The 26,262-nt window shown below is 41.3% G+C and carries 30 protein-coding genes, 3 rRNA genes and 1 riboswitch; of the genes, 21 read left to right on the top strand and 12 right to left on the bottom strand.

The window, feature by feature from the left end; translation table 11 throughout:
• Position 1: 1 nt before the first annotated feature.
• Together DRED_RS10850 and DRED_RS10845 are read left to right on the top strand one after the other, a co-directional pair.
• On the top strand, positions 2–1,432 hold the full coding sequence (locus DRED_RS10850) for an NADH-quinone oxidoreductase subunit N (RefSeq protein ID WP_011878359.1): 1,431 nt from the start codon (positions 2–4) through the stop codon (positions 1,430–1,432).
• Between the two features lie 141 nt (positions 1,433–1,573).
• Complete coding sequence (locus DRED_RS10845) at positions 1,574–1,942, top strand: YraN family protein (RefSeq protein WP_011878358.1); 369 nt, start codon at positions 1,574–1,576, stop codon at positions 1,940–1,942.
• An 11-nt stretch (positions 1,943–1,953) separates the two neighbouring features.
• On the opposite strand, the gene DRED_RS10840 is transcribed toward DRED_RS10845, so the two are convergent.
• From DRED_RS10840 to DRED_RS10830, 3 genes are all read right to left on the bottom strand, one after another.
• Positions 1,954–2,208, bottom strand: a complete 255-nt coding sequence (locus tag DRED_RS10840; protein ID WP_011878357.1) for a hypothetical protein — start codon at positions 2,206–2,208, stop codon at positions 1,954–1,956.
• A gap of 268 nt (positions 2,209–2,476) precedes the next feature.
• A complete protein-coding gene (locus DRED_RS19785) occupies positions 2,477–2,758 on the bottom strand; it encodes a helix-hairpin-helix domain-containing protein (RefSeq protein ID WP_011878356.1) in 282 nt (93 codons plus the stop codon).
• Entirely contained in the window at positions 2,733–3,503 is a 771-nt protein-coding gene (locus DRED_RS10830) for an SIR2 family NAD-dependent protein deacylase (protein WP_011878355.1), read from the bottom strand. Before DRED_RS10830 ends, DRED_RS19785 begins: the two co-directional genes overlap by 26 nt.
• A 195-nt stretch (positions 3,504–3,698) precedes the next feature.
• Between DRED_RS10830 and DRED_RS18325 the strand changes: the two genes are divergently transcribed.
• The 4 genes from DRED_RS18325 to DRED_RS10815 all read left to right on the top strand — a co-directional run bounded on the left by DRED_RS18325 (position 3,699) and on the right by DRED_RS10815 (position 5,042).
• On the top strand, positions 3,699–3,872 hold the full coding sequence (locus DRED_RS18325) for an aspartyl-phosphate phosphatase Spo0E family protein (protein WP_238442506.1): 174 nt from the start codon (positions 3,699–3,701) through the stop codon (positions 3,870–3,872).
• A 99-nt stretch (positions 3,873–3,971) separates the two neighbouring features.
• Entirely contained in the window at positions 3,972–4,310 is a 339-nt protein-coding gene (locus DRED_RS10825; protein WP_156779645.1) for a hypothetical protein, read from the top strand.
• A gap of 93 nt (positions 4,311–4,403) precedes the next feature.
• A complete protein-coding gene (locus DRED_RS10820) occupies positions 4,404–4,589 on the top strand; it encodes a hypothetical protein (RefSeq protein WP_041274591.1) in 186 nt (61 codons plus the stop codon).
• Positions 4,590–4,679: 90 nt separating this feature from the next.
• Positions 4,680–5,042, top strand: a complete 363-nt coding sequence (locus DRED_RS10815; protein WP_011878352.1) for a hypothetical protein — start codon at positions 4,680–4,682, stop codon at positions 5,040–5,042.
• A gap of 61 nt (positions 5,043–5,103) precedes the next feature.
• On the opposite strand, the gene DRED_RS10810 is transcribed toward DRED_RS10815, so the two are convergent.
• A complete protein-coding gene (locus tag DRED_RS10810; RefSeq protein WP_337998920.1) occupies positions 5,104–5,445 on the bottom strand; it encodes a DUF2680 domain-containing protein in 342 nt (113 codons plus the stop codon).
• A 191-nt stretch (positions 5,446–5,636) separates the two neighbouring features.
• Positions 5,637–5,717, top strand: a riboswitch (cyclic di-GMP riboswitch).
• A gap of 51 nt (positions 5,718–5,768) precedes the next feature.
• Between DRED_RS10810 and DRED_RS19590 the strand changes: the two genes are divergently transcribed.
• Positions 5,769–6,596, top strand: a complete 828-nt coding sequence (locus DRED_RS19590; RefSeq protein WP_011878350.1) for a methyl-accepting chemotaxis protein — start codon at positions 5,769–5,771, stop codon at positions 6,594–6,596.
• A gap of 421 nt (positions 6,597–7,017) precedes the next feature.
• Here DRED_RS19590 and DRED_RS10800 read toward each other — a convergent pair whose 3' ends face one another.
• Positions 7,018–7,269, bottom strand: a complete 252-nt coding sequence (locus DRED_RS10800; RefSeq protein ID WP_011878349.1) for a DUF2164 domain-containing protein — start codon at positions 7,267–7,269, stop codon at positions 7,018–7,020.
• Positions 7,270–7,854: 585 nt separating this feature from the next.
• Between DRED_RS10800 and DRED_RS10795 the strand changes: the two genes are divergently transcribed.
• A complete protein-coding gene (locus DRED_RS10795; protein WP_011878348.1) occupies positions 7,855–8,196 on the top strand; it encodes a hypothetical protein in 342 nt (113 codons plus the stop codon).
• Positions 8,197–8,293: 97 nt separating this feature from the next.
• Positions 8,294–8,467: a hypothetical protein gene (locus DRED_RS19080; protein ID WP_198006892.1), complete on the top strand. Its 174-nt coding sequence runs from the start codon at positions 8,294–8,296 to the stop codon at positions 8,465–8,467.
• A 22-nt stretch (positions 8,468–8,489) separates the two neighbouring features.
• Here DRED_RS19080 and DRED_RS10790 read toward each other — a convergent pair whose 3' ends face one another.
• On the bottom strand, positions 8,490–10,019 hold the full coding sequence (locus DRED_RS10790; RefSeq protein WP_011878346.1) for a YifB family Mg chelatase-like AAA ATPase: 1,530 nt from the start codon (positions 10,017–10,019) through the stop codon (positions 8,490–8,492).
• A 289-nt stretch (positions 10,020–10,308) separates the two neighbouring features.
• Between DRED_RS10790 and DRED_RS19585 the strand changes: the two genes are divergently transcribed.
• Positions 10,309–10,434, top strand: coding sequence for a hypothetical protein (locus DRED_RS19585; protein ID WP_274376890.1), 126 nt, complete (start codon positions 10,309–10,311; stop codon positions 10,432–10,434).
• Positions 10,435–10,622: 188 nt separating this feature from the next.
• On the opposite strand, the gene DRED_RS10785 is transcribed toward DRED_RS19585, so the two are convergent.
• Positions 10,623–10,997, bottom strand: coding sequence for a DnaJ family domain-containing protein (locus tag DRED_RS10785; RefSeq protein WP_011878345.1), 375 nt, complete (start codon positions 10,995–10,997; stop codon positions 10,623–10,625).
• A gap of 551 nt (positions 10,998–11,548) precedes the next feature.
• Between DRED_RS10785 and DRED_RS10780 the strand changes: the two genes are divergently transcribed.
• From DRED_RS10780 to rrf, 3 genes are all read left to right on the top strand, one after another.
• Positions 11,549–13,167 (top strand): 16S ribosomal RNA (locus DRED_RS10780).
• Positions 13,168–13,580: 413 nt separating this feature from the next.
• A 23S ribosomal RNA gene (locus tag DRED_RS10775) occupies positions 13,581–17,174 on the top strand.
• A gap of 185 nt (positions 17,175–17,359) precedes the next feature.
• Positions 17,360–17,564, top strand: a 5S ribosomal RNA gene (gene rrf / locus DRED_RS19820).
• Together the 16S, 23S and 5S rRNA genes form the textbook arrangement of a ribosomal RNA operon.
• Positions 17,565–17,706: 142 nt before the next feature.
• Here the strand turns inward: rrf and DRED_RS10765 are convergent.
• Entirely contained in the window at positions 17,707–18,366 is a 660-nt protein-coding gene (locus DRED_RS10765; RefSeq protein ID WP_238442505.1) for an alpha/beta hydrolase, read from the bottom strand.
• Between the two features lie 171 nt (positions 18,367–18,537).
• On the opposite strand from DRED_RS10765, the gene DRED_RS10760 reads away from it, so the two are divergent.
• The 3 genes from DRED_RS10760 (at position 18,538) to DRED_RS19580 (ending at position 20,774) form a co-directional block, all read left to right on the top strand.
• Entirely contained in the window at positions 18,538–19,110 is a 573-nt protein-coding gene (locus DRED_RS10760; RefSeq protein WP_011878343.1) for a hypothetical protein, read from the top strand.
• 121 nt (positions 19,111–19,231) lie between these two features.
• Positions 19,232–20,620 carry a tryptophanase gene (locus DRED_RS10755; protein ID WP_011878342.1) on the top strand — a complete coding sequence of 463 codons (1,389 nt, stop codon included), beginning with the start codon at positions 19,232–19,234 and terminating at the stop codon, positions 20,618–20,620.
• A gap of 28 nt (positions 20,621–20,648) precedes the next feature.
• A complete protein-coding gene (locus DRED_RS19580) occupies positions 20,649–20,774 on the top strand; it encodes a hypothetical protein (RefSeq protein WP_274376889.1) in 126 nt (41 codons plus the stop codon).
• Between the two features lie 42 nt (positions 20,775–20,816).
• Here the strand turns inward: DRED_RS19580 and DRED_RS10750 are convergent, their stop codons facing one another.
• The gene (locus DRED_RS10750) at positions 20,817–21,578 is read right to left on the bottom strand and encodes a TatD family hydrolase (RefSeq protein WP_011878341.1); all 762 of its coding nucleotides are present in this window, start codon (positions 21,576–21,578) and stop codon (positions 20,817–20,819) included.
• Between the two features lie 233 nt (positions 21,579–21,811).
• Here DRED_RS10750 and DRED_RS18760 point away from each other — a divergent pair, with 233 nt between their 5' ends.
• Positions 21,812–21,955, top strand: a complete 144-nt coding sequence (locus DRED_RS18760) for a hypothetical protein (protein WP_156779556.1) — start codon at positions 21,812–21,814, stop codon at positions 21,953–21,955.
• 14 nt (positions 21,956–21,969) lie between these two features.
• Here DRED_RS18760 and DRED_RS10740 read toward each other — a convergent pair whose 3' ends face one another.
• Both DRED_RS10740 and DRED_RS10735 read right to left on the bottom strand, forming a co-directional pair.
• A complete protein-coding gene (locus DRED_RS10740) occupies positions 21,970–23,253 on the bottom strand; it encodes an IS110 family RNA-guided transposase (RefSeq protein WP_011876735.1) in 1,284 nt (427 codons plus the stop codon).
• A 165-nt stretch (positions 23,254–23,418) separates the two neighbouring features.
• Positions 23,419–23,601 (bottom strand): hypothetical protein, encoded by a 183-nt coding sequence (locus tag DRED_RS10735; RefSeq protein WP_041274589.1) that lies wholly within the window; start codon positions 23,599–23,601, stop codon positions 23,419–23,421.
• A 99-nt stretch (positions 23,602–23,700) separates the two neighbouring features.
• Here DRED_RS10735 and DRED_RS18755 point away from each other — a divergent pair, with 99 nt between their 5' ends.
• The 4 genes from DRED_RS18755 to ytpR all read left to right on the top strand — a co-directional run bounded on the left by DRED_RS18755 (position 23,701) and on the right by ytpR (position 25,634).
• Complete coding sequence (locus tag DRED_RS18755; protein WP_156779643.1) at positions 23,701–23,949, top strand: hypothetical protein; 249 nt, start codon at positions 23,701–23,703, stop codon at positions 23,947–23,949.
• Positions 23,950–24,119: 170 nt separating this feature from the next.
• On the top strand, positions 24,120–24,971 hold the full coding sequence (locus DRED_RS10725) for an ATP-binding protein (RefSeq protein WP_011878339.1): 852 nt from the start codon (positions 24,120–24,122) through the stop codon (positions 24,969–24,971).
• Positions 24,958–25,218, top strand: coding sequence for a hypothetical protein (locus DRED_RS10720; protein ID WP_011878338.1), 261 nt, complete (start codon positions 24,958–24,960; stop codon positions 25,216–25,218). Before DRED_RS10725 ends, DRED_RS10720 begins: the two co-directional genes overlap by 14 nt.
• Positions 25,219–25,247: 29 nt before the next feature.
• Complete coding sequence (gene ytpR, locus DRED_RS10715) at positions 25,248–25,634, top strand: YtpR family tRNA-binding protein (protein WP_011878337.1); 387 nt, start codon at positions 25,248–25,250, stop codon at positions 25,632–25,634.
• Between the two features lie 41 nt (positions 25,635–25,675).
• Here ytpR and DRED_RS10710 read toward each other — a convergent pair whose 3' ends face one another.
• Positions 25,676–26,155 carry a DUF456 domain-containing protein gene (locus DRED_RS10710; RefSeq protein ID WP_011878336.1) on the bottom strand — a complete coding sequence of 160 codons (480 nt, stop codon included), beginning with the start codon at positions 26,153–26,155 and terminating at the stop codon, positions 25,676–25,678.
• Positions 26,156–26,262: the final 107 nt, after the last annotated feature.

The raw sequence follows: 26,262 nt of genomic DNA, 5'->3' as shown, positions 1-26,262 counted from the left end.
AATGGAATTTAATTTTGCCTTAATAACCACTGAACTGGCTTTGTTTATACTTGGTTTAGCCACATTTGTATTGGGGCTATTGGTTCCCTCCCATTCCCGTAGAGGATTAGGAAGTTTTGCACTGCTGGGGCTGTTACTGGTACTAGGAATCACCATCATTAATTGGTCCAACCAAGGAGTCCTGTTAGACGGTATGTATTTGGTAGACCAATATGCTACCTTTTTTAAAATATTGTGTCTAATCTCTGCTATCCTAGTTGTCTTAGGTTCCTTCCGATATATAGACAAACAGGTTGGGAATCAATTTGAATATTATTCTACGGTTATTTTTACTACCCTTGGTATGGTGGTTATGGCTTCAGCCGGTGACTTTATTACGCTGTATCTTGGACTTGAATTAATGACCATTTCATTTGTTATTCTGGTGGCCTTTCGATCCTTTGAGGCGAAATCCTTAGAGGCAGGGATGAAGTATATTCTGTTGGCTGGCCTATCATCGGCGGTATTGCTTTACGGCCTAAGCTTGGTCTATGGTGCCACAGGAACGATCCTCATTGGTGAAGTGGCCCGAGAAATTGCTGACAAAGGAAGTACACCCCTGTTGATTGTGGGGGTGGTTATGTTGGTGGCCGGACTGGGCTTTAAAATATCGGCTGTTCCCTTTCATATGTGGTCGCCGGATGTTTATGAAGGCGCTCCCACCCCGGTTACCTCTTTTCTGGCCGTCGGTTCTAAGGCAGCTTCCTTTGCGGTTTTACTAAGGTTATTTGCGGGCGGCTTTGGCGGTATACAAGAGCAGTGGACTTTACTGGTGGCAGTCCTGGCTGCACTAAGCATGTTGATTGGCAACCTTGTGGCCATTCCGCAAACTAATATTAAAAGGATGCTTGCTTACTCCAGTATTGCTCAGGCAGGCTATATAATGGTTGGATTGGTATCTGCCACGGAAGCAGGTATTAAGGGTGTTATGTTTTATGCTTTTCTCTATGTTTTTGCGACCATCGGTGCTTTTACGGTAGTGGCTATCGTTAGTAATCAAACCAACAGTGATGAAATTAGAGATTATGCAGGTCTCATCCAAAGGGCTCCTCTGGCAGCCAGTGTGATGCTGATCTGTCTCCTATCCATGGCTGGGATTCCACCCTTGGCTGGCTTTGTGGGCAAATTCTACCTTTTCAAAACAGTGGTCGAGAACCATATGTGGCTTGTATATTTGGGTCTAATTATGAGTATGGTGTCGGTATATTATTACTTAAGAGTTGCCCTAGTGATGTTTAGGGATGAACCTAAGGAATCGGCTCCTATTCATGTGGGAGGTGCTGCAACCATAACCCTGGTAATTACGATGGTAGCTACCATTATTTTAGGAATTTACCCGGGTCCATTGGCGGAAGTTGCTAATATGGCTGCTCAATCCTTCCTGTTAAAATAGTTTTTTAGTAAATAAAGTTGTCTGTTTGTTAGCTAAGTTGTTGCTCTATGTAGACCTCAAATCATAAGTCTACATAGAGCTTTTTTAGATATAGAAAAGTATAAAAATTTTACTATAGAAAAGAGAGAGGGGAAGTGAAACATGAGTATTCAGCGTAAGGCCCTGGGGAATAAGGGAGAGGAAGAAGCCTGTAAATACATTCAAAATCTAGGATATAATATAATGGAAAGAAATTATCGTTGTAAAATTGGGGAACTGGATATTATTGCTTGGGATCCTGTAGGTATGTTGGTTTTCTTAGAAGTTCGTTCCCGTTCTGGGAGGGCCTTTGGTGTCCCTGAAGAGAGTGTGAATTACAGAAAACAAAACAAACTCAGAATGCTGGCCCAGCAATTTTTATTGACCAAATCCGAGTTTGCCAAGATTTCTTGCCGCTTTGATGTAATTGGGGTCTATTTTAATAAAGAGGGTAGTGTTCAAGAAATAAAACATATCAAGAATGCCTTGTAAAAAATCCGTAACTAATTAGATTGCGCAAATTTACAAAAAATTTTGCATTCTGGAATAAAGTAGGGTGAAATACAATCCTCCGGAAACCCTGGCAGGCTTTCATAACAGGCTGGAGTATTTTTGGCACGGGAGTAGGAACAAGCAACACAGGCAGGGGTACAACCAAAACGTAAGCAGGCAGTCCCACGAGTACCAAAACGAACCTCCTGATAACAAGCAGGGGGAGTATCAGAGCGATGATAGGTTAAATTTGGTCCGCCACCCATAATTGTCCTCCTTTCTTTCTTTCTTCTTCATTATTTCTTTGGCCACTTAAACTGCATTGTACCTAGGACAAAGAAACCAATCCCCAGTAACCCGAATTCTACCTTTTGGTATACAAAGAAGCTGATAATAATAAATAGTATACCTGTAGTTCTCAGTGATTTCGAAATACTAGGATGCTCTTTTGGCAATTTTTTTCACCTCTGCTGGTAAGTTTATTGCCTATGGTAACATATTACTTGTACCATAACAACCGATTATCTTAAATTGTCAGTCTTTCCAGTTCCACCATTTCAGAAGCTCTGGGGCATGAATTTCAAAGGTTGCATAATAAGTAGCACAGCGGAATACATAAAGCATACACCTATCAACTTTAGTTCTTTTTACTAAGCAGAGTTTGTCATACATTCTTTCTGGATTATTGTTTTTAAGCTCGTCGATAGATCGATATCCCATATCAAAAAGATCCTTAGCTATTGATTTACCAATATCTGGTATCATTTGAAATTCTTTTAGTATTTGTTGACTAGATCTTGTGGATAGTTTTATCACCCCCTGTATAAAAGGGTCCTTGTAGATTGTTTAAAGAATCTACAAGATCGCAGAGTACTTGGCTGGCCGGTTCATGAAAGACCACGTCGGAATGTTTGTCCCAGGTAGTGGGTTCCTTGTTAATGATAACAGTTTTACTGGATAGTTGGGGTAGGCTTGCCACTGGATATACCTGCAGGCTGCTACCAATCACCAGTAGTAACTGACAACCGGACATAACCTTTTCAGCCATAAAAAAATCCTCGGGCATGGCGTCACCAAATAAAACTACATCGGGACGCAATAGTCCACCACAGAAAGGACATCGAAGCTGTTTATGCAGTTGACCCATATCAAATTGTTTTTTACAGGATAGGCAGGAACATCCCTTTAAATTCCCATGCACTTCCCAAACCCTCTTTGATCCAGCATGCTGATGCAGTCCATCAATATTTTGGGTAATAACACCCAGAAGCCACCCCATTTTTTCAAGCCTAGCTAGGGCGAAATGGGCGTTATTAGGTTTTGCCTTCAAACAAACATCCCACCATTGAAAGTTAAGGGCATAAAATGATTCCGGATTTTTTTTGAGGGCCTGAATGCTAGCCACTTCCTGAGGATCATATTGATTCCAAAGTCCAGTATTTTTACTTCGAAAATCGGGGATGCCACTTTCGGTACTGATGCCGGCTCCGGTTAAGGCTATGGTTTTTCCTGCTTTTTTTATTAGCTCAGTTAATTGTTGTAGTCGATTTTGATAATTCAATTTGAACACATCCTTTCTGTTTTATAGCCTCCAATATGGTGTTGATTCTTTTAAAATGAAGTATAATATGTTTTTTATTTCTGTAAGCTAAATCATCAAACCTTTAGTTGAAAAAAATTAAAAAATTGGAAACTAGAGATTTTTGTATTTTAAAAGCAGCTTGGATAAACTAAGAAAAAGCTTGGAGGGATGAAAGTGCCAAAGGATAAAGAGGAAATTCTTAAATTAATTAATGAACTCAGGCAAAAGTTACATAGTACCGGAGGTAGCAAGACATTAACAGATCCTGAAGTGATTAAAGCCAGTCAAGAGTTGAATAAAGTGCTCAATGAATACTATAGGCTCCTTAATAATAAAAATGCTCAGTAAGGGAGCTACACATAAAAACCTGTTTTAAAATAGAACAATCATTTGCTATATGTCGTAATTTGTGTGAAGGGGAAGTTTCCCTTTTTGCCGAAGTATGCGGTGGAAGGGGTTGAAAATATGAACATAAAAGGAACACTAAAGAGTTTTGGAATATATCTAAATGGATTAATTGATAAAGGTTATGTAGAGGACATTGGGGTAATTGAGAAGGAAATGGCTCAGGAAAATATAGCCCATTATCTGGCTGCTAAGTATGAAAGGGAAATACCTTTGAATGATATCAATGATATAGATAAGGCAGAGGTAAATAGGCTATATGCAAGCTGGTCAGGTTACATTGAAGGTTTTGAGTGTCGAAGATTTTTTGTTAAAAAGAACGGATTAATTCTTCTGTCTAGCCTATGCATGGAGTTATTGTATGACCAAGATTTAGATTAACTGACGGGGTCTTTGGGGCTTTTTTCATCCTATTTTAAAGTTCTAAAGTTAGTCCTTTATATACCGAATTCATGGGTAGAAGGAGGGGAGCATGTGAAGAAAACAAAACAGGTGAAAACGTCGGAAGAAATTGTTGGGATGCTGAAGGAAGCAAGTAGTGCTGCGGAGCAATTGGCCAAAACCAAAAAGCTTAGGAATACCGTTAAATCAATGATAGATAAAAATGACAATTCTATTATTGAGGCCCTGAGAGGTCTACTAAAGCAGCCTCCAAAATAATAATTTGTCGAGGGGTTACTTCCATGTGTCTTTCATATGAACTACTCTAGTTAAATATAATAGAACAGTATTGTGTAAGGGGGGGGTTCATTGGAAGATTTTAATCTTTTTGTTAAGGAGAGGTTGGTAGCCCTTCATAACAAGCTTATTGATTCTGTTACACAAAAGCACCCGTTTATTTTTGGAATTTTAAAAGGTCAACTATCTGTGATGAATTATAGGCTGGGGATCCATGTCACAGATAAAGGTGTTGCAGTAGAAAATTATACACTGCATCTAGCCGGTTTCTCGATGGTTGATGTTAAAAATGGGGTTCTGGCACCAGAAATACTTCATGATAAAGGAAGCATCAAACCATATTTAGTTATTGAAAAAGATGATTTTGTAAAAATATTGAAGGATCAACAAATAATTAACCATATTACTAATGCCACCTTAAAATTTTTAGATTAATTTTTCGGGTATTCCTTAAGTCAATTAAACCCCAGGTTACCCTGGGGTTTAATTGACTTAATTATTGTTGTGCATTATAACCGGGTCCATTACCCATTCCAGATCCAAAACCTCTACCGTATCCCATACCGCCACCAGGGCCACCCATGGGACAGGTATAACCATTTTCTTGGTGGAACTTGTACATTTGATCAAAATGTTCATTGTAAAGTTTACCCTGTTCCGTGGTCAGACGCCCATCCTTTACAGCTTGGTCTACCCAGGCTTTTTTGTTTTGAAACATTTGATTAAACCATGCCTGTGCTTGGTTGTCGGTAGCTTCATCTGCAAAGGCAGGTACCACAAACATTGCCACCATTGCCAGTAATACTACCATACCCAATACTTTTTTCAAACATAACACCTCCTAGTTTCTTTATTAATATAAATATACCAATATATTTTTACAAACTGGTCACAAGAATGTCACGTTTTTGTTAAATTTACTTCTGATAGCTCCTCTAAATAAAACTATATTATAAAGATCATAAAACAAATAGTAGGATTTTGTAGAAAAATGTAGAATATTGTAGAATATGCTACTGGGAATTTCACTTCAAAAATGGGTAAATCTTGAAAGGTAGGGACGCAAAGCCATGGGTCTAATGCATTTGCAATGATAGCCAGGCAGCATAATTACACCAAGCAGTGAGGGTATGTTTTATTTTTTACAGGGGAGATGGGGCTATGTACGGACAGGATTGGCAAGAAATCATTAATACAGCAAAGAGCTTCAAAAATCTTTTAGGTCCAGAGGTAGTGGTTGTTGTGAGTGACAATGAGAAATTTGTCTACTATGAGTCTGGTTCTTCACTAGATTTAGGAATTAAAATAGGTGACCCCATTAGGCAGGGCAGTATTACAGAGCAAATATTACATAGTAAGAGAAGAGTTATAAGAAAGGTGGGTAGCCATCTGTACGGTGTACCATACATCGGCATGGGTTCTCCTATCTTTGATGGAAATAACCAAGTGGTTGGTACTATCTCCGTTGGCCAGCCTACTACTACACAGGAAGCGTTACTTGAAGATGCAAAAAAATTAGAAACATCCATGGATACAATAAGTCAAACCACAACCAATCTTTCGGCTGCCTCTCAGCAATTGGCTGCAACTGCCAGTAATTTATCGGGACAAGCTGATGCAATCAATGAAAATGTACAAAAAACAGATGTGGTTCTGAATCTAATTAAAGACGTTGCAGCTCAAACCCATCTCCTTGGCTTAAATGCAGCCATTGAGGCTGCCAGGGCTGGGGAGCAGGGAAGAGGGTTTAATGTGGTTGCGGAGGAAATAAGAAAGTTGGCTGGCCGTACAACCGGGTCAGTTAAAGAGATTTCCGATACACTCAATTTAATCAGGTCTGCTATTCAGGAACTAAGTGGACAGACGCATCAGATAGCGGCAGTGTCAGAGGAACAATCTGCTTCCGTAGAGGAAATTGCTGCATCTATACATGATGTTGTGCTGATGTCCAAAGAATTAAAACTATTGGCAGATAACCTAACAAACTAGTCTAGGGACAATATGCGGTCATAGTCCGATGGGTGGACAGTAGCTAAGGGTAAGCAATAGATCCTTATGTAAAGGGACAGATATTTTGAATATGTCGGTCCCTTTACAATTTTTAAGTTATCACAGGGATCGTCTCTATGGAGTGGATCGGTGTAAGCGGAAATGACTCCTTTAAATTCTTAAAATAGTCTTTTGGTTCAGATCGGGATATTGTGTGTTGTGCCATTATAGGGATTTTAAGCCACCTCCTGGGGCGTTAATGACATAGGCGAGTTTGAAGATGGGGCCTAAAATCCGCCACCAGTTATGGCCCCACTTAACTGGTTTCCAGAAATAAGGTATGTCCCGGGAATTTTAGTATATTACCAAATTAGGATGAATATTCACGGAAGAATAAGTAAAATAAAGGTAGAAAATATCTTTAGCGCTTTGGGGATATGTTATTAGATTTCTGAATTTCTAATAAGTCTACGATTTTGTCACTCATATAGCTGTATGAATCATAAACACCTTGATTATAAAATTCAGATGCCAATTTTTCTATAAAGAAATCTAAAATAAGGCCTGAAGCTAAATCTCCTAAATCTTCGTCTCGTTCGATTAAAAAATAAGTTTTAATTTCTGATATCATATACTGCCTGGTTTCTTTATCTAACTTTATTATTTCCCTCAAATTTGTTCCGCCCTTTCAAAAGAAAATTAACAAATAAATTATATTAATCTATATCATTTTATAAAACAACATCTTATAAAATGGTTGAGAAGTAGGAGAGGCGTTTGATTCGTTCAGACCTGCTATCCCCTTTTATATTTTGATATATCTTAATATACAGAGGCATTAGATTAAGTTTAGGAGGTATATTGTGGCCTAGGGAATAAGTTCATTTTTGAAAAGCAAGTCCTTCATAATTTTACCTCTAACTTTTGAACATATTGTCCATAATTTTTTAAGAGTAAAAGGAATGCTATCCATCTCTCTAACTTGTATCCCTTTTAGGTCTTATAAAAAATGTCGGACATTCTGCATGCCCATGCGAATTACATATGTTCCATCTTTCCAGTTAGTTAAGGGCACATCATTGACCTTCTCAAAGGGCTATTAAAGAATGTCTATATTGTCGGCGCTAACTTTACATGTCGGTAAAGTGACGCTTTTTTCTTGCCATGAATGGCGGTTATCCTGGATAATGATTATCGTGTGCAAACTAATGGCACATGCCAATCAATCAGGAGGAAATAAATAAGAAGAGGGAACTATGTGGCCAGCCAGCCAGTTCCCTCTTCCCAAAATCAACACATAATGATTTTAATAGAAGAATACTTAACTGTCGAGACCTATCTTCAGTTATTTTCTGATGGCTGCCCCGAAAAATTTCGCCCCAGGGTATGTCCCCACTGCTTAATTCAAGTAATGTTACATCGGCATGGTACATATTACAGATATGCTTATACTCCGGAGGGCCAGTCTCATATTCCTATCTATCGATTTATCTGCCTTTCCCGAGATAGCTGGAGGCTCTATGCTTTCATGGCTTTACCGGAGGAAGCGTTCATTTGCGGTGGCGGTAAGCTAAATTCATCCCACAAAACCTGTCCATAGATTGGCAACTACAGCCGTATGTGTGTTCACGCCGAGTTCTACTGGGACGAGAAATTGCCCCGGTTAGAAGATTCCCTAAAGAAAGCCATCCTGCGGCATGGTGTGCCTGAAAAACTTTATGTGGATAACGGGGCGGGGCAAAATTGAACGGTTTTTCCGCTTCATTGATACCAGTTTCAAGCCAGAAGCCTATGTGCAGATTCAAAAGGGGAATATCGCCACCCTGGCCCAGCTAAACGAGGCATTGGTATCTTGGTTGGACGGATATTAGGAGTTAGTAATAAAACCTATCTTTAACCCCTCAATAAACGATCCAAGCTTCGGTACTGTATAGCCTCTGCCAGATGCTTGGTTCCTATAATCTCACTCCCGGCTAAATCAGCAATGGTTCTGGCTACTTTTAAAATACGATCATGGGACCGGGCACTTAATCCCAGTTTTTTAAAAGCTTCTTGTAACAGCATTGCCCCAGGCAAATCTGGCTTACAAAAGCGTCGCACTTCCCTTGCCCCCATAGATGCATTACAAGTTATTGATGTATTTTTAAAACGATCCCTTTGAATGGCTCGGGCATTTTCTACCCTTAATTTTATAGAGTAAGATTCTTCTCCTGGGGGAGCATTGTTTAATTCTTCATAAGAAACTTTGGGTACTTCCAGGTGAATATCAATCCGATCTAATAGAGGCCCAGATATTCTATTGATATATTTTTGAATCTGGTGTGGTGTACAAGTGCATTCTTTCTCTTTATCTAACTGATATCCACAGGGACAAGGGTTAGCCGCTCCCACCAGCATAATTTTAGCAGGGAACGTAAAGCTAGCAGCTACTCTTGAAACACTGATACATCCATCTTCCAAAGGTTGTCTAAGTGCCTCTAAGCTATCCTTGTGGAATTCTGGAAGTTCATCCATAAAAAGTATGCCATAATGAGCAAGACTAATCTCTCCGGGTTTGGGGACTCGCCCACCGCCAACCAAGCTGGCAGTTGAGCTGGTGTGATGAGGAGCCCGAAAAGGTCGTTTTTTTATTAGGGGGTTTTCGGAAGATAGGCGTCCAGCCAGACTATAAACCTTTGTGACCTCCAAAGATTCCTCAAAGGTAAGATCCGGTAGAATAGAGGGCAGTCTTCTGGCCAACATTGTCTTGCCACAGCCCGGACTACCAAGCATAAGAATATTGTGGCCCCCTGCAGCGGACACCTCCATTGCCCGCTTGGCTACCGCCTGTCCTCGTACATCAGCAAAATCCAATCCTTCTTCATGTAAAACACCCGTGGGTAACTCTTCAACTAAGTAAGGTTTTAATTCTGTTTCTCCCTTTAGCGCCACAGCTAATTCTGCCAGATTTTTTATTCCAAATACTTCTACATCCTGTACTAAAGCTGCTTCTGCTGCATTTGCCAAGGGAACAACCACCCTTTTTAACCCTAAGTCTCTGGCTGCCATAACCAAGGGCAATACCCCGTGCACACCACGTAAAGAACCATCTAGGGATAACTCACCTAAAAAGAGTATCCCCAGCGTAAACTCGGAATTAATTTGTTCAGTAGCTGCTAAAATTCCTACAGCAATGGGCAGATCAAATACTGGGCCTTCCTTACGAAGGTCAGCTGGTGCTAAGTTTACGGTTATTCTTTGAATGGGATAATCCATGCCGGAGTTTTTTATGGCAGATCGAACTCGGTCCTTTGCCTCCCGAACGGCAGCATCAGGTAATCCGACGATATCTAGACAAGGCAGACCATTGGAAACATCTACCTCTACTCGAACTCGTTGGCCATCTAAACCAAGTAAAGCCACACTATCAATTATAGCCAGCACTTAATTTCCCCCGTTGTTCTTTTTTAAATCTAGTTCACCATATTTTATGAGTTTCCTTTAATTAACGCAATATTTAGCATATTTTTATAAATTGTATCTTGAATCAGAAGAACCAATCTGTTATTCCATGGGCTGTAGCCCATGTTTCCTCTATTGATAATCTTCTGCTTAATTGAGTAAATTGCATATTTCTGAGTCCAATATTTTAGCGGTTTCTGAAGGGTAAAAAAAGGACTTCACCCCTGTTCTGGTAAAAGATATAAGTACCAACAAATAACCAACCAGAGAGGTGAAGTTACTTGTATCTACCATGGATATGGGCTATGACAGTAAAGACATCTACTCTGTAGTAATGAACGACTTCAATGCTCAAGCAATTATCCCCATTAACTCCCGAGGCTCTATAAAAAATTAAGCTATTTTGTACTCTTGGATTCACGTTTTTCTGGATTTAGCAATTATGCAATTCATTCAATTAACAAACTAAAAAATTCACTACAAAATAGGGATGGTGAAAAAGAATCAGTTAGGATCTGGCTTGGCGTGTGCAAGAAGTTAAAGATAGAGGGATTGAGACTCGGGAGGGTGTTGCAATGCTTTGTGTTAGTAACCTTGGAACCTTGCATAGATTTTCTCTTTATAGAAACTCAGAGCAGGCGATACAACTTTCCTTTTTTCCATTAGTATATTGAACCGAAGTATTTTTTCATTTAGTTTTTTGATTAAATGGGTCCTATCCTTTTCATCATAGCAATAATCGATAAGTTTTTGTAATGATATAATTTCTTTTTTTAGTTCCATTTCTTCTGGAATTACACCGGCATTTTTAAGCAATCGGTAACCAGCCCGAAGGTCTTCGGGTATGTGAGACATATCATCCAGCTCCAATGGTTGACCACTACCAGGAAGGTTATTTAATTCTCCTTTTTCCATTGCTTCACGTATTTTATTTTCGGCCAACATTGTAAAAAGATCCATGCGAAATCACCTTCATAAGATTAGGATTATTAGTTTTATTTTTGACACTCTTAGATATATTCCTTCTGCCCTGAAAATAAGGTACGTATAATTTTCATTCATCAGTGGTGTCGTAAAGCGGCATGTTGGTCTGATATCTGAAATACATAAAAAATATACTTGCACTAAACGAAATGTCATGATATGATAAATAATGTCGCCGCAAGGTGATGATCAAAAATTACCACTTGCAAGAAGATAACTGGGAGTGGTAAGATAAGATTCCTGCCGCTGCTTGAGGCAGTGAGAAAACTACCAAAAACTTTCACTTGAAACTGAGTGAGAAGCATGGTAAAATAAAATTCCGGTCGCGAGGCCGGGACAAGCTAAAACAAACTGGTCTTTGAAAACTAAACAGCAGATGATGGATGAAAAAGGTCAAGTCAAAAGTCATCGTAAAGATGAAACTATGAATGACCACAAAAAACATCCTCGTCAAGCGTTAAAAAACGCTAGCGAGTAAATCAAGGATAAGAAAAGAGCCAAAAACTCTTTAAAATATTGCGAAATATTTTACGGAGAGTTTGATCCTGGCTCAGGACGAACGCTGGCGGCGTGCTTAACACATGCAAGTCGAACGGTCTTCGAGGTTCGACATTCGAGGTTCGAATTTTGAGTTCGAGTAAAGCTTAAGGGTCATTTAAAAGACCCCAAAGAAATGCTTGGATCGAATCACGAATTTCGAACGTCGAACTTCGAAGATAGTGGCGAACGGGTGAGTAACGCGTGGATAACCTGCCTGGTAGACCGGGATAACAGCTGGAAACGGCTGCTAATACCGGATACGCTTGCGGAGTCGCATGGCTTTGCAAGGAAAGCTATCGTGCTATCAGATGGATCCGCGTCCCATTAGCTAGTTGGTGGTGTAACGGACCACCAAGGCGACGATGGGTAGCCGGCCTGAGAGGGCGAACGGCCACACTGGGACTGAGACACGGCCCAGACTCCTACGGGAGGCAGCAGTGGGGAATCTTCCGCAATGGGCGAAAGCCTGACGGAGCAACGCCGCGTGAGGGAAGAAGGCCTTCGGGTTGTAAACCTCTGTTTTCAGGGAAGAACAAATGACGGTACCTGAAGAGTAAGCTCCGGCTAACTACGTGCCAGCAGCCGCGGTAATACGTAGGGAGCGAGCGTTGTCCGGATTTACTGGGCGTAAAGGGCGCGTAGGTGGTGCATTAAGTTAGAGGTGAAAGTTCGGGGCTCAACCCCGTGATTGCCTCTGATACTGGTGGACTTGAGTGCAGGAGAGGGGAGCAGAATTCCCAGTGTAGCGGTGAAATGCGTAGATATTGGGAGGAATACCAGTGGCGAAGGCGGCTCTCTGGACTGTAACTGACACTGAGGCGCGAAAGCGTGGGGAGCGAACAGGATTAGATACCCTGGTAGTCCACGCCGTAAACGATGAGTGCTAGGTGTTGCGGGTATCGACCCCTGCAGTGCCGCAGTAAACACAATAAGCACTCCGCCTGGGGAGTACGGTCGCAAGACTGAAACTCAAAGGAATTGACGGGGGCCCGCACAAGCGGTGGAGTATGTGGTTTAATTCGACGCAACGCGAAGAACCTTACCAGGGCTTGACATCCTACGAAACTCATAGAGATATGAGCCTTATCCTTCGGGATAACGTAGAGACAGGTGGTGCATGGTTGTCGTCAGCTCGTGTCGTGAGATGTTGGGTTAAGTCCCGCAACGAGCGCAACCCCTAACATTAGTTGCCAGCACGTAAAGGTGGGAACTCTAATGTGACTGCCGTTGACAAAACGGAGGAAGGTGGGGATGACGTCAAATCATCATGCCCCTTATGTCCTGGGCTACACACGTACTACAATGGCCGGTACAGACGGAAGCGAAGCCGTGAGGTGGAGCAAACCTGAGAAAGCCGGTCCCAGTTCGGATTGTAGTCTGCAACTCGACTACATGAAGTCGGAATCGCTAGTAATCGCAGGTCAGCATACTGCGGTGAATACGTTCCCGGGCCTTGTACACACCGCCCGTCACACCACGAAAGTTGACAACACCCGAAGCCGGTGAGCTAACCGCAAGGAGGCAACCGTCGAAGGTGGGGCCGATGATTGGGGTGAAGTCGTAACAAGGTAGCCGTATCGGAAGGTGCGGCTGGATCACCTCCTTTCTAAGGAGAAATTAGCGAAAGCTAATTATCTAAGGTCGGTCATTCATCATCAACCTGTTTAGTTTTGAGAGACCGTACCTCAAAGGTAATCCTTTGGGGTCTAGCTATGAGCCATGGGCCATGAGCTTTTTAAGCTGAGTGGTAAGGCAAAGGCTGGTAGCATCAACCAAGAAATACCGGTTGATAAAATGGTTCTCTTGAAGTAAGATATAAATCCAGTCGCTTAGTGATTGGATAAAACAAAAGGGTTTGACTTGAGCTAACAGCCAAAAGGCACACAGCCCAAGGCCGACCCAAAAGAAATGCCTAAGAGCATTGCATTTGTTCTTTGAAAACTGAACAGCGACAAGTAAAGCGTCGACAAAAACAATTTCAGTAGGTTACCAAAAGTAACCGAGCCGAAAAGCAAGATTGGTCAAGAAAGAAAGGGCATACGGTGGATGCCTAGGCGCTAAGGGCCGAAGAAGGGCGCGGTAAGCTGCGAAAAGCCACGAGGAGCCGCAAGCAGGCATTGATTCGTGGGTACCCGAATGGGGCAACCCGGCGGAGCAAACCTCCGTCACCCTATGCTGAATCCATAGGCATAGAGGAGGGCACCCGGGGAACTGAAACATCTAAGTACCCGGAGGAAGAGAAAGAAACATCGAACCCCCAAGTAGCGGCGAGCGAAAAGGGGCGAGCCTAAACCAGAATTCTTCGGAAATCTGGGGTTGCGGGACCCTCATCACGTGATAACTAGACCTAGTCGAAGACACCTGGAAAGGTGCTGCACAGAAGGTAAAACACCTGTAGACGAAAGGTTGAACATTACAGAGGAAATCCCAAGTACCGCGGGACACGAGAAACCCCGTGGGAATCAGGGGGGACCACCCCCCAAGGCTAAATACCCATAGCGACCGATAGTGAACCAGTACCGTGAGGGAAAGGTGAAAAGCACCCCGGGAGGGGAGTGAAAAAGAACCTGAAACCGTATGCCTACAAACTGTCGGAGCACTATTCGAGGTTCGATATTCGAGATTCGAAATTCGAATGCATGTCATATCTTACGGGTCAAGTAAAAAAGACCCTAAAGGAATGCGTGTATCGAACCACGAACTTCGAACATCGAACTTCGAAGTGTGACGGCGTACTTTTTGTAGAACGGACCGGCGAGTTACATCTAACGTGCAGGTTAAGGCAGGAAAGCCGGAGCCAAAGCGAAAGCGAGTCTTAAAAGGGCGAGAGTGTACGTTGGAGTAGACCCGAAACCTGGTGATCTACCCATGTCCAGAGTGAAGCTTTAGTAAAATAAAGTGGAGGCTCGAACCGACCTTCGTTGAAAAGGAGGCGGATGAGGTGTGGGTAGGGGTGAAATGCCAATCGAACCAGGAGATAGCTGGTTCTCCCCGAAATAGCTTTAGGGCTAGCCTCGGTGGATGAATAACGGAGGTAGAGCACTGAATGGGCTAGGGGCCTTCACGGGTTACCGAACCCAATCAAACTCCGAATGCCGTTATTTTAGAAACCGGGAGTCAGACTGCGGGTGCTAAGATTCGTAGTCAAAAGGGAAACAGCCCAGACCAACAGCTAAGGTCCCAAAGATATACTAAGTGGAAAAGGATGTGGGGTTGCTAAGACAACCAGGATGTTGGCTTAGAAGCAGCCACCATTTAAAGAGTGCGTAATAGCTCACTGGTCAAGTGACCCTGCGCCGAAAATGTAACGGGGCTAAGTATATCACCGAAGCTTTGGATTCTCGAGGTTCGATATTCGAGATTCGATGTTCGAAAGGAAAACTCACATGATAAAAGATTATCATGATCTTGAAGTGTACAAGAGGGGATATAAACTGGCTCTTCAAATACACAAAACAACAAAGGGTTTTCCGCAGCATGAGTTGTATGAGATAGGGAGCCAAATAAGACGTGCGGCCGTATCAATACCGCTTAATATAGCCGAAGGATACGGTAGAAAGAACTATGTAGATGATTTTAAGAGGTTCTTAATAAATGCACTTGGATCCTGTAATGAGGTTGCAGTTTTACTAGATATGATCAAAGACCTTGGATATATATCAGATCAGTATGAAGGTTTTAAAGAGGAATACGATCATCTAGGAAGGCAACTAAACAAACTGATACAAACTTGGAAATAATCGAATTTCGAAATTCGAATATCGAACTTCGAGAATGGTAGGGGAGCGTTCTTACCACATTGAAGCAGTACCGAAAGGAGCTGTGGAGAGGTAAGAAGTGAGAATGCCGGTATGAGTAAGCGAAAAGGCAGGTGAGAATCCTGCCCGCCGAAAACCTAAGGATTTCTGGGGAAGGTTCGTCCGCCCAGAGTAAGTCGGGACCTAAGCCGAGGCCGCAAGGCGTAGGCGATGGACAATCGGTTGAAAATCCGATACCACCAAAAACCGTATGAGGATGGAGTGACGCAGGAGGGTAAGTTAAGCCAGCGGTTGGAAAAGCTGGTCCAAGCCCGTAGGGTGTAAGATAGGCAAATCCGTCTTACATAAAACCTGAGAGGTGACGGGGAGCGAAAACAAGTAGCGAAGTAACTGATCCCAAACTGCCAAGAAAAGCTTCTAACGAGGTAAGTTGGTGCCCGTACCGCAAACCGACACAGGTAGGTGGGGTGAGAATCCTAAGGCGCGCGAGAGAACCCTCGTTAAGGAACTCGGCAAAATGACCCCGTAACTTCGGGAGAAGGGGTGCCTCGGTATCGTGAAAATTGTACGATTGGAGCGAGAAGAGGCCGCAGAGAAAAGGTCCAAGCGACTGTTTACCAAAAACACAGGTCCCTGCTAAAGCGAAAGCTGACGTATAGGGGCTGACGCCTGCCCGGTGCTGGAAGGTTAAGGGGAAATGTTAAGGAAACTGAAGCATAGAACCGAAGCCCCAGTAAACGGCGGCCGTAACTATAACGGTCCTAAGGTAGCGAAATTCCTTGTCGGGTAAGTTCCGACCCGCACGAAAGGCGTAACGATTTGGACACTGTCTCAACGAGGGGCTCGGTGAAATTGTAATGACGGTGAAGATGCCGTCTACCTGCGACAGGACAGAAAGACCCCGTGGAGCTTTACTGTAGCTTGACATTGGGTTTTGGTATTTGATGTACAGGATAGGTGGGAGACTTAGAAGCTTGCACGCCAGTGTAGGTGGAGTCAGCGTTGGGATACCACCCTTTAGATATTGAAATTCTAACTAAATTCCATGAAGCTGGAATGAGGACAGTGTCAGGTGGGCAGTTTGACTGGGGCGGTCGCCTCCCAAAAGGTAACGGAGGCGCCCAAAGGTTCCCTCAGTGCGGAAGGAAATCGCACGTTAGAGTGTAAAGGCAAAAGGGAGCTTGACAGCGAGACCAACAAGTCGAGCTGGTACGAAAGTAGGGCTTAGTGATCCGGCGGTTCTGAGTGGAAGGGCCGTCGCTCAACGGATAAAAGCTACCCCGGGGATAACAGGCTTATCTCCCCCAAGAGTCCACATCGACGGGGAGGTTTGGCACCTCGATGTCGGCTCATCGCATCCTGGGGCTGAAGTAGGTCCCAAGGGTTGGGCTGTTCGCCCATTAAAGCGGTACGTGAGCTGGGTTCAGAACGTCGTGAGACAGTTCGGTCCCTATCCGTCGCAGGCGCAGGAAACTTGAGAAGAGCTGTCCCTAGTACGAGAGGACCGGGATGGACGGACCGCTGGTGTACCAGCTATCGTGCCAACGGTAGTGCTGGGTAACTAAGTCCGGAAGGGATAAGTGCTGAAAGCATCTAAGCACGAAGCCTCCTTCAAGATGAGGTTTCCCACCTTCTCGAAGTTCGAGTTTCGACATTCGATGTTCGAATTTGGGTAAGAATTTTGGGTTGTTAAAAATAAAGACCCAAAAGAAATACTTAGATCGAACTTCGAACCACGAATTTCGAACTTCGAGAAGGGTAAGATCCCATGAAGACTACATGGTAGATAGGCCGGGAGTGTAAGAGCAGCAATGTTTTCAGCTGACCGGTACTAATAGATCGAGTTCTTGACCAAAAACAAGCCTTAGGCCATGTGCCATGAGCCGTGAGCTAAGGTTAAGAATATATGACGCAATACTAAATAGCTGTTCAGTTTTGAGAGAACATAAATTGTTTGCTCAAAGGAAAAGCCAAAAAGCTCATGGCCCAAGGCCCACAGTCCATGGCTGACCTAAAAGTAATACCCAATAGCATAAAGTTTCTGGTGGCGATACCGGAGGGGGTACACCTGTTCCCATCCCGAACACAGCAGTTAAGGATCGCAACGGCTTTGAAACGATTGGCTTAATAACAAGGTTATTAATTAGCCATTGCGGTTGAAGCTTTTATTATTTGTCCAGAGATAGTTATATGGGCCGATGGTACTTGGAGCTTACGCTCCTGGGAGAGTAGGTCGTCGCCAGAGTAATTTTAAACACCCACAGTCTTATGACTGTGGGTGTTGTTTTTTATACCAAAAGACCCAAAAAAGAACAAAACAATTGTCGTTTGGTCAAACTACCTACCGACCCGTAGCAAGTGGTTGAGAAACGGTGTTTTAAGGTTATTTATAGTTTGCCTAAAAAAGACTCAACTATTAAAAAAACCTGTTCCTTTTCTAAATCACAGCAGATTAAATGTCCAGATTTATCAAGATAGAAAAGTTCCTTATGTTTAGCACTTGATCTTTGATAAATATAGTTTGCACTCTTGAAATTGACAGTATCATCTTGTAAACCTTGTATGATTAAATGAGAGGTTTTGATTAAAGGAATTAATGGTTTGGTTTTTGAAAGAAGAATTTTAAAGTTAAGGGCCGCATTAATGGGTGTTTGACTAACTTGAAAGATGTACTGATTTATTCGACGATGGTCTTTATTTTTAATACCTTTAAGAATATTATGGGTAATTTGTTTCATATTCCAAATGTAAATTGGAGTGCTTAAGTTAACAAGGGCTTGCAGTGGATATTTTTGTGCCAGTTGAATTCCGATTAATCCTCCCATGGAAAAACCAACTATAGAGGCTTGGTACCCGGCTGAAAGTAATCCTTTTAACTCACATTCAGCAGAATGTATCCAATCTAAAAAAGTTACTTTCTTTAGTTGTTTCGGTGGGCATTGATGTCCGGCTAATGTAGGGGTAACAACATGATACCCCTTACCTCTTAAATATTCAGCCAATGGTAGCACCTCATGGGGTCCTCCGGTAAAACCATGAATAAGCAAAATGGCTTTATTTTTTGCTATAATGACCTAATCACCACCTTAGTTAAAAATTTCATGCAATAATATTGGGTTTTGCAACCAATATTAATCTTGTTAACTCTTAGTTTACGTTATCTTAAGTTGAAGTAAAAATCAATCATGAATATTCACATGTATCCTGGAGGTGGATTTTTGTATCGAAAAGGCCAGGCGTTGAAAAAGGGTTTAGAAAGGGCGCGGCAAATTACAAACAGTGCTGATAGTTACAATATAGATTGGGAAGAATTTGATTCCTATAAGTTTATTGCCGAATATACGGATTTAAAAGATGTTTTATTGCGATATAAGGATCAGCCCATTGATATAGATAATATTTGGATTTGCGAACTGTTTAACGAGGCAAGAAAAATTGATAAAAGAATAGAACAGATATTTGTGGCTATCAAGAACTATGAGACCGGGATTTTTCTGTGGAAAAAACGTTGGGAAAATAAACTTAATGAAATCATGATGATTTCAGAAGATTTGAGGGAATTTGAACAAGAGGTATTGGACTATCAAAACATTACTATCTTTTCGGATATAACAAACTCTATGGTATCATCTAGCCAAATGTTGCAAATTATTAAACACAAGGAAAGTCGAGCCTATGATTATATTGGCTTAAAACTATCTTCTATTGAAAATAAAAGGGTAAGCTATCTAAGCCTTTTGGTTGCTATAGGTGTTACGATTCTGTCAGCCCTCAACTACTTCTGCAAATAAACATACAAAAGGTGGATTGGGTGGGTCAAAATACCATTTACCATATGGATTAAAAACATCTTGAACTGAAATAATAAGCAAAGAATAAACAAAAAACTGCTTTTAAAATGGAGGTTTTTCTATGACAAAAGTTCAACCAAAAGCAGAACCATTTAGAATTAAAATGGTTGAGCCCATTAAAATGATTAGCAAGGAAGAAAGACAAAGTGCTCTGGAAAGGGCCGGATACAACCTATTTTTATTAAATAGTGATGAAGTGTATATTGACCTTTTAACAGATAGTGGCACAGGTGCTATGAGTGATAATCAGTGGGCTGGGCTTATGTTGGGTGACGAAGCTTATTCAGGTAGTAGAAACTTTCATAACTTAAAAAATGCTGTAAAAGATATCTTTGATTATAACTTTACTATTCCCACGCACCAGGGGCGTGGGGCAGAGCAAGTATTATTCCCTGTTATTATTAAGAAGCCAGGAGATCTATTTATCAGCAACATGCACTTTGATACAACCAAAGGTCATGTTGAAATGGCTGGTGGACGTGCTATCAATATGGTTATTGAGGACGCCTATGATACGGAAAAATTCCATCCTTTTAAAGGTAATTTTGACCTGAATAAATTAGAAGCCACCATTAAGGAAAAAGGTGCTGAAAACATTGCATGCGTAATTATTACAGTTACTTGTAATAGTTCGGGCGGGCAACCGGTATCGATGGAAAATATACGTCAGACCAGTGATCTTGCTAAAAGACATGGGATACGTGTGTTTATTGATGCGGCGAGATCCTACGAAAATGCTTACTTTATTAAGAGTAGGGAAGAAGGATATGCAGCCAAATCTATCCCTGAAATTGTTAAAGAGATGTACAGCTATGCTGATGGCTTTACAATGAGTGCTAAGAAGGATGCCATTGTAAATATAGGTGGTATTCTTGCCATCAAAGATGATGAAGATCTGTTTAACAAATGTGCAGCAAGAACGGTTCCGATGGAAGGATTCATTACCTATGGTGGTTTGGCAGGAAGAGATATGGAAGCTTTAGCTAGGGGCCTTTATGAAGGTATGGATTACGACTATCTGGATTATCGGATTGGCCAAGTTGCCTATTTGGGTGAACGACTAAGGGAGGGGGGCGTCCCCATTCAGTTTCCTACGGGCGGCCATGCAGTATTTGTTGATGCAAAGAAAATACTGCCTCACATCCCTTATTATCAGTTCCCTGCACAATCCCTTGCCAATGAACTTTACTTGGATACTGGGGTCCGTAGTGTTGAAATTGGCTCTTTCCTGCTGGGTAGAGATCCTGATACTGGTGAAAATCTTGAATCTCCGATGGAACTACTAAGACTAACCATACCCAGAAGAACCTATACCTATAACCACATGGATATTATAGCCGAAGGACTTATAAGTGTTAGCAAGAAGGCTAATGCTTTAAAAGGATTAGAATTTACCTATGAACCACCAATCCTAAGACACTTTACCGCAAAGTTAAAACCTGTTCAGTAACCTATAAATAATTACGGAGGTAAAAACTATGGCAGAAAAAATTAAAAAGCCTACTAAAGAAACAAAGAATGAGATGAGGTTGGAGCTAAATGTTGCATCCAGTAGATATTCTAAAGAAGAAAAACAAAGAATGTCAGATGGAATGGTACCTTAATATATAAGAAGAAAGCAGCTGGGTTTCCCAGCTGCTTTCTTCTTATATATTAAATACGGTTTCGGCACGTTTACGTGTCAAATTGTCAATAATAGCTTGATCTACTCCGTTGGCTTTAAGATAGTTAAATGCTTTAATTACGGCTGTAGGATCATTGGGGAATAGGTTGCTAAAATCACAGTTTAGCATACCATCTTTAAAATGATTTATATTTTCTTGCAAGACTTCAAGGCTTACGTTCCTAGGACGAATGGTAATAGCCGGGACAGCGCCAAATTGCTTAACCTTATCCAAGATATCAAGGTTAGTGTGGTCAATGACCAATAAATGAGAGGGAATACCCACCTGGGAGGCGATGTTAAGAGTAAGCTCAGTGATTTGAAGTCTATTTTCAAAGGGAATATGAACGATTACTGGGACCTTTTGATCCCGTGCAACTTCTAATTGGGCTTTTAAAACATCTTTTTCTAATTGAGAACCTTGATTCATACCTACTTCACCCAGACCTACAACACCTTCTAGTTTTAAGTATTCAGGCAAGGTGTCGACAACTCTTGTCCAATCATGGGGTATGCCTGCTGGATGAACGCCGATGGTGCTGTAAAGTTTGATACCCAACCCTTCGGCACTTTTTCTATAAAAGCCGGTTATTAAACGAAAATGATCAAAGTAGCTTTCTGCGTGGTGTGCACTCACAACGATGGCACAGTTAATTACTTTTTTTACGCCGCCTTCTGACATTGCTTGTAGGCCTTCGTAGGGCATCATAGTTACGTGTAGATGGCTATCTACCAAATACGACATATTAAGACCTCCCTCAATAAAATAAATTTTTCTTTCATTTACTCACTCATTCTTACAATTTCAAGCACATACAAACAAGGTTCAAAGGAATAATTTTAAATAAATTACATTATATGGTTGGTGGGGGTGTAGCCAATCAAAGGCTACGCCTAATTTTACAGATTATGGTTGCACAATGGATCTCCACATGTACCCTTGTGGTTTACCCTCCCACGTCTCACGGGGTCCAATATATGGCCCTTACATTCCTTCGTTCTACCTCTCAAGGGGTGGAGGCCAGGTATGCTCCTTTGCTGGGTCATGCCCGTATGGAAATATTAGTTCCCGGCTTCTCCGTGCTTCGTTTGTCTATCCAATTCATTGTGAATAAGTGTTAATATTTAATAGCCTTTTAAGCAGCTTCCTGTAATTGCTCTTGGCGTACAACGCCTAATACTTGCTCCGCGTCATATGGAGTTTGTTTACTGCCTATGGTGAACAAAATACGAATCAATTTTCCACAGAGGGCAACTATGGATTGCTTTTTCTTTAAGGGATTTCCATGCCTTGTTATTAAATATTGGTGGATGGCCTTAAACTCTCGGTTTTTTGCAACCATGACTAACACAGTCTTAAATAACAAGGCCCGCAGCCGGGGGCGCCCCCGTTTACTGATTCGTGATTGTCCCTTGTGTTTACCAGAACTGTTCTCTTTTAGGTTTAGGCCCGCCAACTTTATGATTTGTTGCCCATGTTCATATCCTTTTAAGTCGCCTACTTCTGCAAGAAATCCGGCTACTGTAACCAAACCGACTCCTGGAATGGTCATCATTTCTGTGCTTCCAGGTATTTGTTGCAGTAACTCTTGAACTGCTTCCATCAGGATTTCCATCTGTTTGCACAGGATGTCATATTGTTCAAGTAGCATCCTTATTTCATGACGGGCAAACTCTATCCCTGTGGATAGTCCGATGGATTCTCTAGCAACCTGCATTAGTTTGTTAGCTCTTTTTATACCAACTGCCCGTTTAATCTCAGTTTTCCACAGGGTTACAATTGCCTCTGTGCCTGTTTTGATGACTTCCCGGGGGAGTGGACAAGTATTTAATATCATCAAGGATGCTTTGCCTTCCCAATCTTTGAAAACACTTGTGTACTCGGGGAAGTACCGGTCAAGCCAGTTGTGGATTCTACCTTTTACTCGGTTAAGGTCTTGATTAAGACGGTCCCTTTGAACCATTCCCACCCGCAGTTCCGCATAGACACCTGTGGGTAAGTTGGGTTCTGAGTAACGGCCATCTTTTACTAATTGGGCAATTACCCTTGCATCTTTGATGTCGTTCTTTGTGGGCGAGTTATCATCTAATTCCTTGCTTCTCTTAACATGCAACGGATTTACAACTACAACTGGTACACCTTCTTTGCGCAAAAACTCAGCCATTGGTAACCAGTAGTGTCCTGTGGGTTCGATACCTACCAGAGCATGATCCTTACCGTGCTCTACCATCAAGGTTCTAATCCAATGCATCAGCTTGGTTAAGCCCGCCCTAGTGTTGTCAAAGACCAAGCGTTTCCCCAACTCGATACCCCTAAAATCCTGGGCACGTGCCACGTGTTTAGATTTGGCAATATCGGCTCCAATAATTAAAGTTGATTCAGTGAGTTGCTCAATTCTTTGTTTTTGTTTATAATTCATTTTGAAGTACCTCCTGTGTGATTAAATTAGGGGTCGGTCGCCTAGATAGCTCGACACCCAGTATATTACAGGAGGTGCTTTTCTTTTACAAAGACCATTTTATTTCCTTACAGGAATGCTCCTAAAAAAAATATCATCTATAAAGTTTTTTGTATGTACTAAAGATTAATGCGTACTCTTTTCTTTCATATAATTAATGGCAATTCTTAAATGCCTTAGCTCTTCTTCAGAAAGGGCACAACCACAGGAAGGGCATTTGAGAAATTCACTTTCTAATATTTCTTCGGAATCAAGAAAGAAGGAGTGATCGCAATCAGGGCAGGTAAATTGAATGTTTAGATCGGTCAAAAAAGCACCTCCAATATTTAGCATGCACGAACTTTTGATTTCTTATTAGATGATTTAACTTGCTTGTTTTTGACTTGGTTATATTTAATATACAATGGTATGCAGAAAAGGAAAATACCAAAGGATAAAACCATTGGTTCCCAAGAAAAACTGGCAGGTTTTATGATAAGACCATCAATAAAAAGAACCAAAGAAACGAAAAATACCACTGATGACCATGCCATCAGTAAAGATGGCAGTGTGCTCTTAGGGGGACGGTATTTCCTGATGCCAATGCAGAAAAACAGTGTTACAAGGCTCCAAACCCAAGGTGCAAGCATTTTTGTTACTCCTTTATGTCGTTACTAAATTTATTATAGTCTTAACTTGAGGGTTTGAAAACCATAACCAACAATTTTTTCCTTTTTATATGGAACTGGCCAGATTCTAGTCAGTTAGGGTAAAATAATATAATGAAATGATTATTCTTGATTAGTTTAATAATTGATGAAATAAGATCCAAAATTGGAGGGTGAAAGATGGATTACTTTAACCCTGAGAAGGTAATTAAGGATTTAAAAGCAAGGAATAAGGAAACCCCAAGCAAAGAAAAAAGGATAACAAAATTTGAGTGTAATAAATGCCAGGACAGGGGAATTTATATGGAGGGTGAATTTGCGGTCCCTTGCCAATGTGTTAAAAGAAGGTCTCTGGAAAATAAATTCAAGAATTGCCAGATACCAAAATCCATGCTAAAACATTCCTTTAACAATTTTGATTTTAGATATTATTCTTCATCTTTAAAAGAACCTTTATCTAAAAGAACTTATTTAGAAATAGCACAAAAAACCTATCTGTTTGCTCAGGAATTTGCCAGGGATTTTATAAAGGGAAAAGTGACGGAGGGACTATTGATTCAAGGGCCTGTGGGGTCGGGCAAAACATTTTTGGCCTGTTGTATTGTTAATCAAGTGTTACGTAATTCTGATAAAGAGGTTTTGTTTGTAATTGTTCCAGATTTGTTAGAAAAAATAAAAGCCAGCTATAGTAATGCCGCTGGTGGTTATTCAGAGTATACCCTCGTGGAAGCTGCCTGTGAAATACCCTTATTAGTTATGGACGATTTAGGTGCACATAGCTATACAGAGTGGACCAAAAATAAACTTTATAACATAATAAACTATCGGGTGAATCATGAATTACCGACAATCATAACCACCAATCTAATTCTGGCAGGAGATTTAACAAATTTAATAGGTGAACGCACGGTCTCACGGATTGAACAAATGTGCCGTCCTCTATGGCTCGAACGGGAAAGGGATATCCGGGAGGTATTAAGGGAAGAAAAAGCGGGGCAAATTAGACATTCAAGTTTTTTTGAAAAAATATAAAGCTAAGAAAGATGAAGAAAAGGATAATGTACCTGTGAAAAAAAGCACTATTAGAAAATTATTCAAATCTATTGACCTTTACATGCTTTGCGGTATAATGAATACAATAATGGTGGGGGTTATTAACTGCATGATTTGCGGTTTAACTCTTGCCTACACACAACCTGTAAAAAGTCCACCAATGTGGACTTTTTGTCATTTTGCTTTGTTGTTATTTAATATTTTTCCAGATATAATAATAATCTAGAACAAGATGAATGGGAGGAAGTATTCCAAGTGATCCAAGAAATAGATGAATTATTAACCAGTGATAAAATTATTGTGGGAGAAATTATCGCTACTGAAAAACACCCAGATGCTGAAAAATTAACTATTTGTACCGTTAATGTGGGGCAGGAAGAGCCTTTACAAATAGTGTGTGGAGCAAAGAATGTTGCACCCAATCTAAAGGTTCCTGTGGCACTACATGGTGCTAAACTTCCCGGAGGTAAGAAAATAAAAAAGGGTAAACTAAGAGGGGTTTTAAGTAACGGCATGATCTGTGCCCAAGATGAGTTGGGCTTTGAGAGGGATATTGAAGGCATTTGGGTTTTAGATAGTGGGATGGAAATAGGTAAACCTGTACCATATAAAGAATTACCTCGGGAGGAAGATGCAGAGTAATACAACTCGCCCCAATATTCGGGGCGGGTTGTTGTATTTTCCTATTGAATAACGTTAAAGAACCATATTATCATTAATATTTGTAAAAATAGTTTGGCAAGTGCACCTCCTAAAAAACCAATTAGTGTACCTAAACCAGCTTTAAATGCCTGGTTATAATTGCGGCAAACAATTAATTCGCCAAATACCGCACCCAGAAAGGGTCCTATTATGACGCCAAGGGGGCCCAGTAGAAAGAGTCCCATAATGGTACCGATAATGGAACCCCAGACGGCGTATTTTGAGCCCCCGTATTTTTTAACCCCCCAAATGCTAGCCAAATAATCAATACCAAATACAAAGGCAACTAAAATAGACTGGCCAGCAAAAAACTGCCATGTTAAGTGAGTAAAATGCTCAAAAAAACCGTAAACAAGCATTCCGGCCAGTAGCAAAGGGGCTCCGGGTAAAATTGGAAGAAAAATACCTGCCATTCCCACAATGAAAAAGATACTAGCTATAATTAGCCCTGGTGTTGACATTGTATCACCCCTAAAATGATATGTAATATCTTACCATAATGTTTCTGTTTAGACGAAAGTATTTCATTTATTGACGCCACAGTATTGCGGGGATATAATTCACGTGG

Origin of the sequence: Desulforamulus reducens MI-1 (genome assembly GCF_000016165.1) — a bacterium.
Classification (GTDB): Bacteria; Bacillota; Desulfotomaculia; order Desulfotomaculales; family Desulfotomaculaceae; genus Desulfotomaculum; species Desulfotomaculum reducens.
Note: the sequence above shows the minus strand (reverse complement) of the source record. Positions and strands in the feature narration are given on the sequence as shown.